This is a genomic window from Pseudomonas sp. PA-4-8C (assembly GCF_021606625.1).
Taxonomy (GTDB): Bacteria; Pseudomonadota; Gammaproteobacteria; order Pseudomonadales; family Pseudomonadaceae; genus Aquipseudomonas; species Aquipseudomonas lactis.
The window spans coordinates 1-18,198 of record NZ_WKCD01000095.1; the positions used below are offsets into that span (position 1 = coordinate 1).

Consider the following 18,198-nt stretch of genomic DNA (forward strand, 5'->3'; position numbering starts at 1 on the left):
CATTGAAGGCACTGGGCGCCCCGTCCAGGGCCAAAGTAAATGCAGGTTGGTTGGCAGGAGCGAACCTCCGGTGTTTCTCTGCGAAGGGTGGGCGGTCGATTCTGCACCAGCTTACGGCCGGCCTGGGCTCATACCGGGTAAATCAGTAAGGTCCTACCGCCGCCTTCATTTGATGGGGGTAGCCGCGTGCTGAAGCCCCATTACGGTAAAAAAACACACGTCTGACAGAATATTACGGCAGCCCAGTAGCCTGTTTCCCAAACGTGAAAACGCCACCCCGAAACACCCCCCATAACCACGACACCGTCCCATCACCTGTTTAAATTGCGCAGCCATGTTCATTCAAAAGGAATGTGTTCATGGCAGGTAATCGCCACGCTTGGAGCCAGTCACTGCTGGGGAATGTGTAATGACCCAGCCTTACGCCTTCATCAATGACCAGCAACAAACCTCCGTGGAACTCAAGGCCAAATCACGCTTAGGCAAACACGCCGAAGCCAAGTTCGACGCGCTCAACACGCACATTCGCAATGTGGTGGTGCTACCGGGGCAACTCGTCATTATCGGCGACGACACCACCGCAGCCTGTACCCTGGAAGAGTCACGCTTAATGCGAGCCGCCTGGGATATTCGCCATAGCGTGATGGCCGAAGGCGGGGATGCCTTTGCACTGCATAACTATGATTTGCTGCAAACGCTGCTGGGGTATGCCTCGCTGGGTATAGGCACGGCAGGTGATGCCTGGAGCAAGCATTTGCAAGACATTGCAAAAACCCTGGAAGAAATTGATGCCCTGCACAAACAGTCACTACGCCGGGGCGGTGGTGCCGCCAGAGAGGAGTTTCTCGCACGACGCCGAACACTGTTTGCAAGGCTGGACGCTCAACTGCGTGGTTTTGCGCGTTATGGCACGGGGCTGCGCAATGAAGGCTCGATCAAGAAAATGCTAGGTGTCTCGACCAGAAGCTATTTGCATACGGGGGACATAAGCCGGTATCAAGAGACCATCGCACGGATTTCGAAGACGGCGAAGCTGCTTAAAAACGGGACGCCGTTGGGGATAGCATTGAGTACGACGGTGACGGCACTGGAGATAAAAGAGGCGTGTTCGACCGGGAGAGAGGAGCAGTGCAGGAAAGCCAGATATGTAGAGCTGGGAAAACTGAGCGCAGGAGTTAGTGGAGGCTTAGCGGGTGGTTTTGGCGGGACAGCACTGTGTATTTTTTTATTAGCTCCTAGTACTGGCCCAGGGGCTCTAGCCTGTATGTTAGTTGCCGGGGGCCTCGGCGGCGCAGCAGGAGGGCATTTTGGCGGCACGGCTGGCGAAAAGGTAGGTGAGTTTTTGTATGAGTATTGAGGCGTTCATGAATTGGCCTCCAATCATATTGGTCGCCATTAGCTCAATATCTGCAGCAATCATCTCAAACATACTTATGTTCTTTTTGTGCTACCGAAAACTCGAGACCATGGAAGCACTCCTGGACAAATGTCGACTGGTCGCCGTCCACAGCAGTTATTTGAGAAATTCACCAAGGGAAAGGATAGCGAGGCTTTGCGCAGTATATTCCGTCATTGCGCTACCCCGATTTAATGCTTGGCGAGGCGTCGCTGACCTGGAGCAGGCGCGGGCCTTTCCACGTCAAACAAAGCTTCTGCTCCATCTAACGTTCCTTCTCTGCACGCTCGGCTTGTCAGGGATGGTCGCCATCTCCTTTATTGATCCAGTAAAGTAAAAAAGGCCCGCGATCATAGTACGCGGGCCTTTTGTTCATCCTCTAAGCGCTGAGCGCCCAACGAATTACTTGTTCAGGTTGTAATCTTTTTCCGCAGCATCAAAACGCTCGACCATACCCACCGTCGGTGCGCCCATCTTGCTCACGAAGTAGATCGCCAGGCTGGCGAAGATGAAGCCTGGGATGATTTCGTACAGGCCCAGCAATTCGAAGTGCTTCCACACGATTACGGTGATCGCGCCGACCAGGATGCCGGCCAGTGCGCCGTTGCGGGTCATGTGTTTCCAGATTACCGAGATCAGTACCACAGGGCCGAAGGCTGCACCGAAACCGGCCCAGGCGTAGCTGACCAGGCCCAGTACGCGGTTTTCCGGGTTGGCGGCCATGGCGATGGCGATCAAGGCCACGACCAGCACCATCAGGCGACCGACCCATACCAGTTCACGCTGGGACGCGCCCTTGCGCAGGAACGCCTTGTAGAAGTCTTCGGTCAGGGCGCTGGAGCACACCAGCAATTGGCAGCTCAGGGTACTCATCACAGCAGCCAGAATGGCCGACAGCAATACACCGGCAACCCATGGGTTGAACAGGATCTTGGCCAGTTCGATAAACACACGCTCTGGGTTTTCAGTCACCGGGCCTGCCACTTCCGGGTGCGCCGAGAAGTAAGCGATACCGAAGAAGCCCACTGCCACGGTGCCGCCCAGGCACAGGATCATCCAGGTCATGGAAATACGACGCGCCTTGGCGATCGACTTCACCGAGTCCGCCGCCATGAAACGTGCGAGGATGTGCGGCTGGCCGAAGTAGCCCAGACCCCAGCCCATCAGCGAGATGATGCCGATGAAGGTGGTGTTTTTCAGCATGTCGAAGCTGGTCGGGTCCTTGGCTTCAATGGCCAGGAAGGTGGTGTCTACCCCGCCGGTGGCCAGCAGCACGATGATCGGCGTGAGGATCAGCGCGAAGATCATCAGCGTGGCTTGTACGGTGTCGGTCCAGCTGACTGCCAGGAAACCACCGATGAAGGTGTAGGCAATGGTCGCCGCAGCACCGGCCCACAGCGCGGTCTCGTAGGACATGCCGAAGGTGCTTTCGAACAGGCGGGCGCCGGCAACGATGCCGGAAGCACAGTAGATGGTGAAGAACACCAGGATCACCACGGCGGAGATGATCCGCAGCAGGCCGCTTTTATCTTCGAAGCGGCTGGAGAAGTAATCCGGGAGGGTCAGGGCGTCGCCGTTGTGTTCGGTCTGCACCCGCAGGCGGCCGGCCACGAACAACCAGTTGAGGTAAGCACCGACGATCAGGCCGATGGCAATCCAGCTTTCCGACAGACCGGACATGTAGATCGCGCCAGGCAAGCCCATCAACAGCCAGCCGCTCATGTCGGAAGCACCGGCGGACAGAGCTGTCACCACGCTACCGAGGCTGCGGCCGCCCAGGATGTAATCGGAAAGGTTGTTGGTGGAGCGATAGGCCATCAGACCGATCAGCACCATTGCTGCGATGTAGATCACGAACGTGATCAGGGTTGGATTACTAACGCTCATAGGAGTGACGCCCTGGCTTTGTTTTTATGTAGCGACGGTCATGGGGACGGCCACCCGTGGATAACCGGATAGACGAACCTGCATGCCGCGCATTTATGACTGGCGTTTCCCCAGGAAAGCCGCCAGCCGATGAACCCACCCTGAGGGTTGGTTGCACCTTGGTGCGCGAATGCTATTCAACAAAGCAAATAAGGTGCAACCAGTTTCTGCCGATTAAGTTGCACCCAAGTATGTTTTAGGACAAACGCGCTTTTTTTGCTCCTTTTCGGAGCAAGAACAGCCGATCTCAGAAGCAAATGCACCAGCGCGGAGCGGATTCGGTCGTCTGTTTATTTTTTTCCGATCAAGCGTCGAACATTTAACCAACAAAAGGGTTGCACCCGGTTGCACCTCGGGATGGGCAAAGCTAATCTTGCCGCCAGCAGATGCCACTCGGTAGTGGCACCCATGAGGATAAAAAAATGGCAACGACCACCCTTGGGGTCAAACTCGACGACCCGACCCGCGAACGCCTGAAGGCCGCCGCGACCTCCATTGATCGCACGCCGCACTGGCTGATCAAGCAGGCGATTTTCAATTACCTGGAGAAACTCGAGGGTGGTGCAACCCTGTCCGAGCTCAATGGCTTGAGCAGCAAGGAGGCCGATGATGCCGGCGAGGTCCAGGCCGACCACGCCCACCAGTGCTTCCTTGAGTTCGCCGAGAGCATCCTGCCGCAATCGGTATTGCGTGCCGCGATTACCGCCGCTTACCGCCGCCCCGAGCCGGAAGTGGTGCCGATGCTGATCGAACAGGCGCGCCTGCCGGCACCGATGGCCGAAGCCACCAACAAGCTGGCCGCGAGCATTGCCGAAAAACTGCGCAATCAGAAGAGTGCCGGCGGCCGTGCCGGTATTGTCCAGGGCCTGCTGCAAGAATTCTCCCTGTCGTCCCAGGAAGGCGTGGCGCTGATGTGCCTGGCCGAAGCGCTGCTGCGTATCCCGGACAAAGGCACCCGCGATGCGCTGATCCGCGACAAGATCAGCACCGGCAACTGGCAGCCACACCTGGGCAACAGCCCATCGCTGTTCGTCAACGCCGCCACCTGGGGCCTGCTGCTGACTGGCAAGCTGGTGTCGACTCACAACGAAGCAGGCCTGACCTCGTCCCTGAGCCGCATCATCGGCAAGAGCGGCGAGCCGATGATCCGCAAGGGCGTCGACATGGCCATGCGCCTGATGGGCGAGCAGTTCGTCACCGGCGAAACCATCGCCGAAGCCCTGGCCAATGCGAGCAAGTTCGAAGCCAAGGGCTTCCGCTATTCCTACGACATGCTCGGTGAAGCCGCGCTCACCGAACACGACGCCCAGAAGTACCTGGCCTCGTACGAACAAGCCATTCATTCCATCGGCAAAGCCTCCCATGGCCGTGGGATCTATGAAGGCCCGGGCATCTCCATCAAACTCTCCGCCCTGCACCCACGCTACAGCCGTGCGCAGTACGAGCGTGTGATGGACGAGCTGTACCCGCGCCTGCTGTCGCTGACCTTGCTGGCCAAGCAGTACGACATCGGCCTGAACATCGACGCCGAAGAAGCCGACCGCCTGGAGCTGTCCCTGGACCTGCTCGAGCGCCTGTGCTTCGAGCCGCAACTGACCGGCTGGAACGGCATCGGTTTTGTGATCCAGGCCTACCAGAAGCGTTGCCCGTATGTGATCGACTACGTCATCGACCTGGCCCGCCGCAGCCGTCATCGCCTGATGATCCGCCTGGTAAAAGGCGCGTACTGGGACAGCGAAATCAAGCGCGCCCAGGTCGAAGGCCTGGAAGGCTACCCGGTGTACACCCGCAAGGTGTACACCGACGTTTCCTACATTGCCTGCGCACGCAAACTGCTGTCGGTGCCGGAAGTCATCTACCCGCAGTTCGCCACACACAACGCCCACACCCTGTCGGCTATCTACCACATCGCCGGTCAGAACTATTACCCCGGCCAGTACGAGTTCCAGTGCCTGCACGGCATGGGTGAACCGCTGTACGAACAGGTTGTAGGCAAGGTTTCCGAAGGCAAGCTGAACCGTCCGTGCCGTGTGTACGCGCCGGTCGGTACCCACGAAACACTGTTGGCTTATCTGGTACGCCGCCTGCTGGAAAACGGCGCCAACACCTCGTTCGTCAACCGTATCGCTGACCAGTCCATCTCGATCCAGGAATTGGTAGCCGACCCGGTAGCCAGCATCGAGCAAATGGCGACCCAGGAAGGCGGTTTCGGCCTGCCGCACCCGCGCATTCCTTTGCCGCGTGACCTATACGGCAGCGACCGCGCCAACTCGGCCGGTATCGACCTGGCCAACGAACATCGCCTGGCCTCGCTGTCCTGCGCCCTGCTGGCCACCGCTCACAATAACTGGAAGGCCGCGCCGATGCTCGGTTGCGCCGCCAGCAATGAAGCGGCCCAACCGGTGCTGAACCCGTCCGACCTGCGTGATGTGGTCGGCCAGGTACAGGAAGCCACCGTCGAAGACGTCGACAACGCCATCCAGTGCGCCATCAGCGCCGCGCCGATCTGGCAGGCCACCCCGCCCGCCGAACGCGCCGCCATTCTGGAACGCGCCGCCGATCTGATGGAAGGCGAGATCCAGCCGCTGATGGGCTTACTGGCCCGTGAAGCCGGCAAGACCTTCGCCAACGCCATCGCCGAAGTGCGTGAAGCCGTGGACTTCCTGCGCTACTACGCAGTGCAGGCGCGCAACGACTTCACCAATGACGCCCACCGCCCATTGGGCCCGGTGGTGTGCATCAGCCCATGGAACTTCCCACTCGCCATCTTCAGCGGCCAGGTGGCTGCTGCACTGGCTGCCGGTAACCCGGTGCTGGCCAAGCCTGCCGAGCAGACGCCGCTGGTGGCTGCCCAAGCCGTACGCATCCTGCTTGAAGCTGGCATTCCGGAAGGTGTGCTGCAATTGCTGCCAGGCCAGGGCGAAAGCGTCGGTGCCCGCCTGGTGGGTGATGATCGCGTCAAAGGTGTGATGTTCACCGGCTCCACCGAAGTGGCGCGCCTGCTGCAACGCAATGTCGCCGGTCGCCTGGATGCCCAGGGTCGCCCGATTCCACTGATCGCCGAAACCGGTGGCCAGAACGCGATGATCGTGGACTCCTCGGCGCTGACCGAACAAGTGGTGATCGACGTCGTGTCGTCGGCCTTCGACAGCGCCGGTCAACGTTGCTCGGCCCTGCGCGTACTGTGCCTGCAGGAAGATTCGGCAGACCGTGTAGTCGAAATGCTCAAGGGCGCCATGGCTGAATGCCGCCTGGGTAACCCGGAACGCCTGTCGGTCGACATCGGCCCGGTGATCGACGCCGAGGCCAAGGCTGGTATCGAGAAACACATCCAGGCCATGCGCGACAAAGGCCGCAACGTTTACCAAGTGGCGATTGCCGACGGTGAAGAGATCAAGCGCGGCACCTTCGTGATGCCGACCCTGATCGAGCTGGAAAGCTTCGACGAACTGCAACGCGAGATCTTCGGCCCGGTACTGCACGTGGTGCGCTACAAGCGTAAAGAGATCGACCAGCTCATCGGCCAGATCAACGCTTCCGGCTATGGTCTGACCCTGGGCGTGCACACCCGCATCGACGAAACCATCGCCAAGGTGATCGACAACGTCAACGCCGGTAACGTCTACGTCAACCGCAACATTGTGGGTGCCGTGGTCGGCGTGCAACCGTTCGGCGGCGAAGGCCTGTCGGGTACTGGCCCGAAAGCCGGAGGCCCGCTGTACCTGTACCGTTTGCTGTCGACTCGTCCTACCGATGCAATCGAGCAATCCTTCGTACGAGGCGACAAGTTGGCCGCGCCGGACGTGCGCCTGCGTGATGCCATGAGCCAATCGCTGACCGCCCTGAAAACCTGGGCCGACAGCAATAAGTTCAGTGAACTGAGCGCCCTGTGCACGCAGTTCGCCGCCCAGTCGCAAAGCGGTATCACCCGCCAACTGGCCGGCCCGACCGGCGAGCGCAACAGCTACGCCATCCTGCCGCGCGAGCACGTACTGTGCCTGGCCGAAGTGGAAGGCGACCTGCTGACCCAACTGGCGGCGGTATTGGCCGTCGGTGGTTCGGCGGTATGGCCGGAAACCGAGCTGACCAAGGCCTTGTTCCCACGCCTGCCGAAAGAGATTCAGGCGAAGATCAAGCGCGTGGCCGACTGGACCAAGGACGACGTGGTGTTTGACGCCGTGCTGCATCACGGTGATTCCGACCAACTGCGTGCGGTGTGCCAGCAAGTGGCGCAGCGCGGTGGGGCGATTGTTGGGGTACATGGTATGTCGCAAGGCGAAACGGCGATTGCGCTGGAGCGTCTGGTGATCGAGCGTGCGTTGAGCGTTAACACCGCTGCAGCGGGTGGTAACGCCAGCCTGATGACCATCGGCTAACTGACACAACGCGGCTGATCATTCCCACGCTCCGCGTGGGAATGCAGCTTAAGGACGCTCTGCGTCCAGAAGCGTGACGCGGAGCGTCAAAAGAGGCGTTCCCACGCAGAGCGTGGGAACGATCTCGATGCCTCGCCAGCGTTCTGCCCTTCTATCACTTAAATCAATCTTGCTAGCCACCCTACATTCGCGCACTTAGACTCAGGCCAATTCCTTCAAAGGTACGCCGCCATGTCCGAGACGCTGCTCAGTTCCCGCAATCTGGCTTTCGAGCTGTATGAAGTCCTCGATGCCGAGGGCCTGACCCAGCGCGAGCGGTTTGCCGAACACAACCGCGAAACCTTCGATGCCGCGATCAGCACGGCGCGCAACATCGCAGAAAAGTACTTCGCCCCTCACAACCGCAAGAACGACGAAAACGAACCGCGCTATGAGAACGGCCAGGCGATCCTGATCCCGGAGGTCAAACCCGCCGTGGACGCCTTCCTTGAAGCCGGCTTCCTCAACGCAGCACGCAGCTTTGAAGCAGGTGGCATGCAACTGCCGACGCTGTTGTCCCAGGCCTGTTTCGCGCATTTCCAAGCGGCCAACGCCGCGTCGACGTCCTACCCGTTCCTGACCATGGGTGCCGCCAACCTCATTGAGAGCTTCGGCACCGAGGAGCAGAAACAGCGCTTCCTGCAGCCGATGATCGACGGGCGCTTCTTCGGCACCATGGCCCTGACCGAGCCCCATGCCGGTTCTTCCCTGTCGGACATTCGGACCCGTGCGGAACCTGCGGCTGACGGCAGTTATCGGCTCAAGGGCAACAAAATCTTTATCTCCGGTGGCGACCATTCGCTGTCGGAAAACATCGTGCACATGGTGCTGGCCAAGTTGCCGGACGCTCCCGCAGGCGTGAAGGGCATTTCGCTGTTTATCGTGCCCAAGTTCCTGGTCAACGATGACGGCAGCCTGGGCGCTCGCAACGATGTGCTACTGGCGGGGCTGTTCCACAAGATGGGCTGGCGCGGCACCACGTCCACAGCACTAAACTTCGGCGATAACGGCAACTGTGTCGGCTACCTGGTGGGCAAACCGCACCAGGGCTTGAGCTGCATGTTCCAGATGATGAACGAGGCACGCATCGGCGTGGGTATGGGCGCGGTAATGCTCGGTTACGCCGGCTACCTTTATTCCCTGGACTACGCCCGCGAACGGCCCCAGGGGCGCCTGCCCGATAGCAAAGACCCAAGCACCGCACCGGTGGCGATCATCCAGCACGCCGACATCAAGCGCATGCTGCTGACCCAGAAAGCCTATGTAGAAGGCGCGTTTGACCTGGGCCTGTACGCGGCGCGGCTGTTCGACGACACCACCACCCTGGCCACCGACACCGAGCGCAAGCACGCCCACGAACTGCTCGACCTGCTCACCCCCATCGTCAAATCCTGGCCGTCGGAGTTCTGCCTCAAGGCCAACGAGTTGGCGATCCAGATTCTCGGCGGCCACGGCTACACCCGCGAATACCCGGTGGAACAGTACTACCGCGACAACCGCCTAAACCCCATCCATGAGGGCACCCACGGCATCCAGTCCCTGGACCTGCTCGGGCGCAAATTGGCGCAGAACGGTGGTGCCGGCTTGAAGCAACTGATTCGCCTGATCGCCGAAACCGGAGCCCGGGCGCAAAGGCACCCTTCACTCACGGCATTGCGAGAGCCCCTGGAGCAACTGGTAAACCGGCTGCAAAGCGTCACGATTGGCCTGCTCACCGATCTCGCCCAAGGCAAGGTCAACAGCAGCCTGGCGAACTCGGCGCTGTACTTGAAAGTGTTCGGGCACACGGTGATCGGCTGGCGCTGGCTGGAACAGGCGATCCGCGCCGAAGAAGGGCTGGCCAAGGGTGACGCGGCCGATGCGGCCTTTTATAAGGGCAAGCTCCAGGCCGCCCGGTACTTCCTGACCTGGGAAGTACCGAGCTGCCATCATGAACTGGCGATTCTGGAGGCACGCGACGATACGTGCCTGGGCATGCAAGACGAGTGGTTCTAGCCCTCAGGGCTGACCGATCACCTTGGAGATCACATCGACCGTGGCGCTGACTTGCTCTTGGTAACGGTCGAGTTCCTGCTGGTGAGCCTGTTGCATTTCAATCTGCTCGGCGCACAGGTTCAGCGCGGCCAATACCAATAGCTTGTCACCGATCAGGGTCGGGTACTTTTTCTTGGTAACGGCCAGGGAGGCCTTGAGCATAGTCACGGCATGCATCAGGGTCTGATCTTCGCCGGCCGGTGCCTTGATCGAGTAATCCTCTCCGAGAATCGAAACGACCTTTATGCCCTCACTCATGCGCTGACAGGCCCTGCACTCACACGCTCAACCAGCGCCTGGATGCGGGCGGCGGTGGCGCCGTGCTTTTCTTCCTGTTCCATCAGGTTCAGTTGCAGGCTGTCGTTTTCGTCTTTGGCGCGGGCCAGCTCGGCCTTGAGGGATTCGTTGCTGCCCAGCAGTTCTTGATTCTGCTGTACGAGGTCGCTGACCAGTTGTTCCAATTGGCTGAGGGATGCTTCTAACATTTTGATTTCTCGGGCGTTTAAAAAGGGCGGTGACGATAAAGAAAATTCACCTCGGATGCCAGGGTTATCCCTGGCCGCGCAGCCCGATGTTGCAAGGCCGGGCCGCACTTTCGAGCCTTAGTGACTGCATTTACCCGATCTGGTTCCTGAACTCACCCAACCCCTGGTCCGATGCGACAAAAGCGCGCGCCCCCTTAAGACTTTAGTCGCAGGGCCGATAAGGCGGGCACACCTCGTCTCATGGCCGCATGGATAGCGCCTCCCCCAGGACTCCAGCATGTCTCTTCGTAATATGAATATCGCCCCGAGGGCCTTCCTCGGCTTCGCGTTTATTGGCGCCTTGATGTTGTTGCTCGGTGTGTTCGCGCTGAACCAGATGAGCAAAATTCGTGCGGCCACCGAAGACATCACCTCGGCCAGCGTGCCCAGCATTCGCGCCCTGGATGAATTCACCCAACTGACCCTGCGCCTGCGCGTGCTGTCGTACCGCTTGCTGACCAACCGCGAGCCGGACGTACAGCAAAAGACCCTGGAAGCCTTTGAACTGCGCAATCAGCAGATTCGTACAGCCCAGGGCATCTATGAAAAACTGATCTCCAGCACCGAAGAGCGCAACGCCTACAACGAGTACGTGCGCCTGTTGGGCCAGTACCGTCAGATTGAAGAGCGCATGAAGAGCCTGTCTCGCGCCAATCAGGTCAACGAGCTGCGCAGCCTGCTCAACACCGAGTTGCTGGACAACTCCGAGCAGGTCAACGCCGTGTTGACCCGCTTGCTGGACATCAATAACAACGACGCCAACGCCACCAACCAGCGCGCCAAAGACCAATACGACATGGCCTTTGACCTAGTCGTGGGCCTGCTGGTGATTGCCACGGCGCTGACCTTGCTGTTCGCCTGGTTGCTGACGCGCAGTATCACCCTGCCTATCGCCCAGGCGCTCGAAGCCGCGGAAGAAGTGGCCGAAGGCAACCTGACGCGCCCGATCACCGTGGACGGCAACGATGAGGCCGGGCGCCTGCTGGCGGCCATGGCCAAGATGCAGCACAAACTGCGCGACACCCTGCAACGTATCGCCGGCTCCGCCACCCAGTTGGCGTCTGCCGCTGAAGAGCTCAATGCGGTCACCGACGAAAGCGCCCGTGGCCTGACCCAGCAAAACAATGAAATCGAACAGGCCGCCACTGCCGTCAACGAGATGACCAGTGCGGTGGAAGAAGTCGCACGCAACGCAGTGAGCACCTCCGAAGCCTCGCGCAACGCCACCACCTCTGCCGGCGACGGCCGTGACCTGGTGCAGGAAACCGTCAGCGCCATCGAACGCATGAGTACCGACGTGCAGGCCACCGCGTCCCTGATTGGCGACCTGGCCAATGAGTCGCGGGATATCGGTAAAGTGCTGGACGTGATCCGTGGCCTGGCCGACCAGACCAACCTGCTGGCCCTGAACGCGGCGATCGAAGCAGCCCGAGCCGGGGAAGCCGGACGTGGTTTCGCCGTGGTGGCCGATGAAGTGCGCGCGTTGGCCCATCGCACCCAGCAGTCCACCAGCGAAATCGAGCGCATGATCGGCAGCATCCAGACAGGCACCGAACACGCGGTGGACTCGATGCGCAACAGCACCGAGCGCGCCGAATCGACACTGAATATCGCCCGCGGCGCGGGCCTGTCGCTGGACACCATCAACACCGCGATTGTGGAGATCAACGAGCGCAACCTGGTGATCGCCAGCGCGGCGGAAGAACAGGCCCAGGTGGCGCGGGAAGTGGACCGCAACCTGGTGAACATCCGTGACCTGTCGGTGCAATCGGCCACCGGTGCCAGCCAGACCAGCGCGGCGAGCGGTGAGTTGTCGCGGTTGGCGGTGGACTTGAATGGGATGGTCGGCCGCTTCCGCCTCTAGCCCTAAAATCCGCCCCACCCTTGTAGGAGCGAGCTTGCTCGCGAAAAACGCCAAAGATAACGCGCGCTTGCTGAATGAACGTGGCGCCTGGGAGTTTTTCGCGAGCAAGCTCGCTCCTACAGAGGCAAGCCCTCTGCCACATTTACTTGTGCGCAAATCAGAAAAAGCTTTTTGACAGCGCAGCAATTCAACAGGTTAGAATCCCTGGCACGCAGACTGCATGGTCAGTTTGCGTCCTGCCCCCCCTGCCCTGGAGTACTGCCTTTGAATGCGACGACCATCAACAGCCTGTTCTTGATCGGCGCGTTGCTGGTGACTGCGAGTATTCTGGTGAGTTCGCTTTCTTCACGCCTGGGCATCCCCATCCTGGTGATTATCCTGGCCGTGGGCATGACCGCCGGGGTCGATGGCGGTGGCATCATTTTCGATAACTACCCCACCGCCTACCTGGTGGGCAACCTCGCCCTCGCCGTGATCCTCCTCGACGGCGGTTTGCGCACCCGGGTGGCGAGTTTCCGCGTGGCGCTGTGGCCGGCGTTGTCCCTGGCCACGGTGGGAGTGTTGATTACCACCGGCCTCACGGGCATGGCCGCGGCCTGGCTTTTTAACCTCAATATCATTCAAGGCTTGCTGATCGGCGCCATCGTCGGCTCCACGGACGCCGCGGCGGTGTTCTCGCTGCTGGGCGGCAAGGGCCTCAACGAGCGGGTCAGCGCCAGCCTGGAAATCGAATCCGGCAGCAACGACCCGATGGCGGTGTTCCTCACCGTCACCCTGATCGACATGCTCGCCAGCGGCCAGACCGGCCTGCACTGGAGCCTGCTCACCCACCTGATCCGCGAATTCGGCATCGGCGGCCTGGTAGGCCTGGGCGGTGGCTGGCTGATGCTGCAACTGGTCAACCGCATCAACCTGGCCAACGGCCTGTACCCGATCCTGGTGATCGCCGGTGGCCTGTTCGTATTCGCCCTGACCAACGCCCTGCACGGCAGCGGCTTCCTCGCCGTGTACCTGTGCGGGCTGGTGATCGGCAACCGCCCGGTGCGCAGCCGCCATGGCATTTTGCATATGCTCGACGGCATGGCGTGGCTGGCGCAGATCGGTATGTTCTTGGTGCTGGGCCTGCTGGTCACGCCCCATGACCTGCTGCCCATCGCCGTGCCCGCCCTCGGCCTGGCGCTGTGGATGATCCTGTTTGCCCGGCCACTGTCGGTGATGGTTGGCCTGCTGCCATTCAAGGCGTTCCACGGGCGCGAAAAGGCCTTCATCGCCTGGGTCGGCCTGCGCGGCGCGGTACCGATCATCCTCGCGGTGTTCCCGCTGATGGCCGGCCTGCCCCATGCGCAGCTGTACTTCAACCTGGCGTTCTTTATCGTGCTGGTCTCGTTGTTGGTGCAGGGCACCAGCCTGCCGTGGGTGGCCAAGCTGCTCAAAGTCACCGTACCGCCAGACCCGGCGCCAATCTCCCGGGCGGCCCTGGAAGTGCACGTCACCAGCGAGTGGGAGCTGTTCGTCTACCGCCTGGGCGCAGAAAAATGGTGCATCGGCGCGGCCCTGCGCGAGCTGAAAATGCCCGAAGGCACGCGCATCGCCGCGCTGTTTCGTGGCCAGCAACTGCTCCATCCGTCGGGTAGTACGGTGCTGGAAGTCGGTGATCTGCTCTGTGTGATCGGTCACGAACACAACCTGCCGGCCCTGGGCAAACTGTTCAGCCAGGCGCCGCAACGGGGCCTCGATTTGCGCTTCTTCGGCGACTTCGTACTCGAAGGCGACGCCCAGCTGGGCGCGGTTTCCGCCTTGTACGGGCTCAAGCTTGAGGGTATCGACCCGGACATGCCATTGAGCCGCTTCATTACCCAAAAGGTTGGCGGTGCACCGGTAGTCGGCGACCAGGTGGAATGGAACAACACCATCTGGACCGTCGCCGTCATGGACGGGAACAAGATTGGCAAAGTCGGCGTCAGATTCCCCGAAGGAAGTCGCCCGGGCCCCGGACTCTTCCTCTAAACTGCGGGACAACGACGCCCCGATTCTTCACTTTGCAAGACCGGTCTCTATGCCAACCCTGCGTACTTTTCTCGCCACTGCCCTGCTGGGCCTGACCCTTTGTGTTGGCAGCGTATACGCCGCCGACCCGCCCAGCGCCGAAGCCGTCCAGCAAAGCCTGGATAAACTGCCCGACCGCAAGCTGCCTGACGCCGACATGAAGGCGCTGCAGGCGACCCTGCAACAGACCCTGACCTACCTGGGCAATCTGCAGGACTACGAGCAGCGCCTGGCCGACCTCAAGCGCCAGCTGGAAGAGGCCCCGCGCCAGACCAATGAGAACCAGCGTGAGCTGGCGCGCCTCAAGGCCACCAAAATCATCCCGGTGGCCCAGCGCTACGCCAGCCTGCCGGTGCCGCAGCTTGAGCAGTTATTGGTGCAACGCAGCACCCAGCAAGGCGACCTGCAAAAAGAACTGGCCGACGCCAACAGCCTGACCATCGCCGCCCAGACCCGCCCCGAGCGCGCCCAGACCGAAATCAGCAGCAGCCAGACGCGCATCCAGCAAATCAACGCGACGCTCAAGCTCGGCAAAGACAACGGCAAGCCCCTCAGCAGCGACCAGCGCAACCAGCTCAACGCCGAACTGGCGGCCCTGAATGCCTTGATTCCCCTGCGCCGCCAGGAATTGGCCGGCAACAGCCAGCTGCAAGACCTGGGCAACAGCCAGCACGACCTGATCCAGGAAAAAACCGCACGCCTGGAGCAGGAAATCCAGGACCTGCAAACCCTGATCAACCAGAAACGCCTGGCCCAGTCCCAGCAGACGGTGACCCAACAGTCCATCGAAGCGCAGAAAGCCGGCGGCAGTAGCATCCTGGCCAAGGAAAGCGCAGACAATCTCAAGCTGTCCGACTACCTGCTCAAAAGCACCGACCGCCTCAACGACCTGACCCAGAAAAACCTGCAGACCAAGCAGCAACTGGACACCGTGACCCAAAGCGATTCGGCCCTGGACGAGCAAATCAACGTGCTCAAGGGCAGCCTGCTGCTGTCCAAGATTCTCTATAAACAAAAGCAGGCCCTGCCGCGTCTGACCGTGGACAAAGACCTGGCCGACGACATCGCCAACATTCGCCTGTACCAGTTCGAGGTCAACCAACAGCGAGAGCTGATCACCTCTCCCAGCGCCTATGTGGACAACCTGCTGGCCAACCAGCCGCCAGATGAAGTCACCCCGCAACTGCGCCGCACCCTGCTGGAAGTGGCGATCACCCGCAGCGACCTGCTGGAACGCCTGAGCCGCGAACTGAGCGCACTGCTCAACGAATCCATCACCCTGCAACTGAACCAGAAACAACTGCTCAGCACCGCCAGCACCCTGCGCGCCACGCTCGACGAGCAAATGTTCTGGATCCCCAGCAACAAGCCGCTGGACACCGAATGGCTGGAAACCGTACCGGCGCACTTGAGCAAACAGGTCACTACCCTGCCCTGGGCGTCCAGCGTCAGCGAGCTGTATGACGGCCTGACCCAACGCCCGCTGCTGTTCCTGCCGTTGCTGTTGCTGATCGGCGCGCTGCTGTGGCGACGCAATGCGCTGTATGTGCGCCTGAAAAAGGTTCACCAGGACATCGGCCACTTCAAGCGCGACAGCCAGTGGCATACGCCGCAGGCCATCCTGATCAACATCCTGCTGGCGATGCCCGTGGCCCTGGGCCTGGCGCTGTGCGGCTATGCGTTGCAGATCGACGCCCGCGGGCAAAACGCCAACCTGGGCGCGGCCTTGCTGCAGATCGCCCAGGCCTGGCTGGTGTTCTACACCGCCTACCGCATCCTCGCCCCGGGCGGCGTGGCGGAGTTGCACTTTCGCTGGGAAAGGCCCCAGGTCGAATTCCTGCAAGGCTGGATCCGCAAGCTCGGGCTGGTGGTACTGGCGCTGGTGGCCGTGGTCGCAATTGCCGAACATCAACCGGCGGCGCTGGCCGACGACGTGCTGGGCATCGCCGTGGTACTGACCTGCTACGGGCTGATGGCCTGGCTGCTGGGCCGCCTGCTGCTCAACAGCCCAACCCACGAAAAGGCCTCGCTGTTTCGCAAAGCTATCGGGGTGGTGTTCACCGCCTTGCCCATCGCGCTGTTTATTGCCGTGTGCTTTGGCTATTACTACACCGCGCTGAAACTCAGCGACCGGCTGATCAACACCCTGTACCTACTGATGTTCTGGCTGGTGATCGAAGCCACCTTTGTGCGCGGCCTGGGTGTTGCCGCACGGCGCCTGGCCTACGCCCGCGCCCTGGCCAAACGCCAGGCTGCCAAGGAGGCCGGTGACGGCGAAGCGGTGATCGAAGAGCCGACCCTGGACATCGAGCAGGTCAACGAACAGTCCATGCGCCTGATCCGCCTGGCCCTGCTCGGCGGCTTTATCGCGGCGCTGTACTGGGTGTGGTCGGACCTGATCTCGGTATTTTCCTACCTGGACAACGTCACCCTGTACGAATACACCAGCGGCACGGGTACGAATATCAGCATGGTGCCCATCAGCATCGGCGACCTGCTGGGCGCGTCGATCATCATCGGCATCACCTTCGCCCTGGCGCGCAACTTGCCCGGCCTGCTCGAAGTCCTGGTGCTGTCCAAGCTCGACCTGGCCCAAGGCAGCGCCTACGCCACCACTACCTTGCTGTCCTACATCATTGCCGGCGTGGGCTTTGTCACCACGCTCTCCACCCTCGGCGTGAGCTGGGACAAGCTGCAATGGCTGGTTGCCGCGCTGTCGGTGGGCCTGGGTTTCGGCATGCAGGAGATCTTCGCCAACTTCATCTCCGGCATCATGATTTTGTTCGAACGCCCGGTGCGCATTGGCGACACCATCACCATCGGCAACCTGTCGGGTACGGTGAGCAAGATCCGCATTCGCGCCACCACCATCACCGACTTCGACAACAAGGACATCATCGTTCCCAACAAAACCTTCATCACCGGGCAACTGATCAACTGGTCGCTGACCGACACCATCACCCGCGTCACCCTGAAACTGGGCGTGGACTACGGCTCCGACCTGGACCTGGTGAAGGAATTGCTACTCAAGGCGGCGCGAGAAAACCCACGGGTACTCAAAGAGCCGGAACCCCACGTGTACTTCCTCAACTTCGGCGAAAGCACCCTCGACCACGAACTGCGCATGCATGTTCGCGATCTGGGCGACCGTAACCCGGTGCTGGACGAGGTCAACCGCTACATCAATCGTGAGTTCAAGAAACAGCACATCAACATCTCGTTCCGGCAGATGGAGATCTACCTGAAGAACCTTCACGGCCAGGAATACAAATTGGTGCCGGCCGAAGACGAGCGCAAGACCATTGCCGAGCCGCTCGACAAGCCCGACGCCCCGGAGCCTCCGGCAGGCAAAGTGGCGGATGCGCCGGAGCCGCCACCCAGCAAACTCGACTAAATGCCCTATCCCCAGCAGAATGCTCGAACATTCTGCTGGAGATGGCCGGTGAAAGCCCTCGACGAACTGACCTTCGACAACCGCTTCGCACGCCTGGGCGACGCATTCTCGACCCACGTATTGCCCGAGCCCCTCGACGAGCCGCGCCTGGTCGTCGCGAGCAAGGCTGCCATGGCCCTGCTTGACCTCGACCCGGCCGTGGCCGAAACGCCGGTATTTGCCGAGCTGTTCGGCGGCCACAAGCTGTGGGCCGAGGCAGAGCCGCGTGCGATGGTGTATTCCGGGCATCAGTTCGGCGGCTACACGCCGCAACTGGGCGATGGCCGCGGGTTGCTGCTGGGCGAGGTCTATAACGAGGCCGGCGAGCATTGGGATTTACACCTCAAGGGCGCCGGGATGACGCCTTACTCGCGCATGGGCGACGGGCGGGCGGTGTTGCGCTCTTCGATTCGTGAATTCCTCGCCTCCGAAGCCCTGCATGCGCTGGGCATCCCCACCAGCCGCGCCCTGTGCGTGATCGGCTCCAGCACGCCGGTATGGCGCGAGAAACAGGAACGCGGCGCAATGGTTTTGCGCCTGGCCCACAGCCACATCCGCTT

Annotated in this window: 10 protein-coding genes and 1 pseudogene; 8 read left to right on the forward strand and 3 right to left on the reverse strand. The window is 61.0% G+C overall.

The annotated features are described in order from the left end of the window. Window positions 1-409 precede the first annotated feature (409 nt). The gene (locus tag GIW04_RS15915) at window positions 410-1,357 is read left to right on the forward strand and encodes a hypothetical protein (protein WP_003187975.1); all 948 of its coding nucleotides are present in this window, start codon (window positions 410-412) and stop codon (window positions 1,355-1,357) included. 441 nt (window positions 1,358-1,798) lie between these two features. Here GIW04_RS15915 and putP read toward each other — a convergent pair whose 3' ends face one another. Next, entirely contained in the window at window positions 1,799-3,283 is a 1,485-nt protein-coding gene (gene putP, locus GIW04_RS15920) for a sodium/proline symporter PutP (RefSeq protein WP_034134730.1), read from the reverse strand. Between the two features lie 461 nt (window positions 3,284-3,744). On the opposite strand from putP, the gene putA reads away from it, so the two are divergent. After that, window positions 3,745-7,698: a trifunctional transcriptional regulator/proline dehydrogenase/L-glutamate gamma-semialdehyde dehydrogenase gene (gene putA, locus GIW04_RS15925; RefSeq protein ID WP_003187973.1), complete on the forward strand. Its 3,954-nt coding sequence runs from the start codon at window positions 3,745-3,747 to the stop codon at window positions 7,696-7,698. A 231-nt stretch (window positions 7,699-7,929) separates the two neighbouring features. Then, window positions 7,930-9,732, forward strand: coding sequence for an acyl-CoA dehydrogenase (locus GIW04_RS15930; RefSeq protein WP_120247924.1), 1,803 nt, complete (start codon window positions 7,930-7,932; stop codon window positions 9,730-9,732). Window positions 9,733-9,735: 3 nt separating this feature from the next. Here GIW04_RS15930 and GIW04_RS15935 read toward each other — a convergent pair whose 3' ends face one another. Together GIW04_RS15935 and GIW04_RS15940 are read right to left on the reverse strand one after the other, a co-directional pair. Further along, the gene (locus GIW04_RS15935) at window positions 9,736-10,029 is read right to left on the reverse strand and encodes a cell division protein ZapA (RefSeq protein WP_003187971.1); all 294 of its coding nucleotides are present in this window, start codon (window positions 10,027-10,029) and stop codon (window positions 9,736-9,738) included. Next, complete coding sequence (locus GIW04_RS15940) at window positions 10,026-10,256, reverse strand: hypothetical protein (protein ID WP_003187970.1); 231 nt, start codon at window positions 10,254-10,256, stop codon at window positions 10,026-10,028. The genes GIW04_RS15935 and GIW04_RS15940 overlap by 4 nt, the downstream gene beginning before the upstream one ends. 292 nt (window positions 10,257-10,548) lie before the next feature. On the opposite strand from GIW04_RS15940, the pseudogene GIW04_RS31505 reads away from it, so the two are divergent. The 5 genes and pseudogenes from GIW04_RS31505 to GIW04_RS15960 form a co-directional block, all read left to right on the forward strand. Then, window positions 10,549-11,304, forward strand: a pseudogene (locus GIW04_RS31505) (MCP four helix bundle domain-containing protein); the annotation flags it as partial. Beyond that, on the forward strand, window positions 11,296-12,159 hold the full coding sequence (locus tag GIW04_RS31510) for a methyl-accepting chemotaxis protein (RefSeq protein WP_371101677.1): 864 nt from the start codon (window positions 11,296-11,298) through the stop codon (window positions 12,157-12,159). The pseudogene GIW04_RS31505 and the gene GIW04_RS31510, both read left to right, overlap by 9 nt. Before the next feature lie 264 nt (window positions 12,160-12,423). Continuing rightward, window positions 12,424-14,166, forward strand: coding sequence for a potassium/proton antiporter (locus GIW04_RS15950; protein ID WP_003187967.1), 1,743 nt, complete (start codon window positions 12,424-12,426; stop codon window positions 14,164-14,166). A gap of 49 nt (window positions 14,167-14,215) precedes the next feature. Next, the gene (gene mscK, locus GIW04_RS15955; RefSeq protein WP_120247922.1) at window positions 14,216-17,599 is read left to right on the forward strand and encodes a mechanosensitive channel MscK; all 3,384 of its coding nucleotides are present in this window, start codon (window positions 14,216-14,218) and stop codon (window positions 17,597-17,599) included. A gap of 48 nt (window positions 17,600-17,647) precedes the next feature. Then, on the forward strand, window positions 17,648-18,198 hold a 551-nt coding region (locus tag GIW04_RS15960), incomplete at its 3' end, for a protein adenylyltransferase SelO family protein (RefSeq protein ID WP_236479051.1).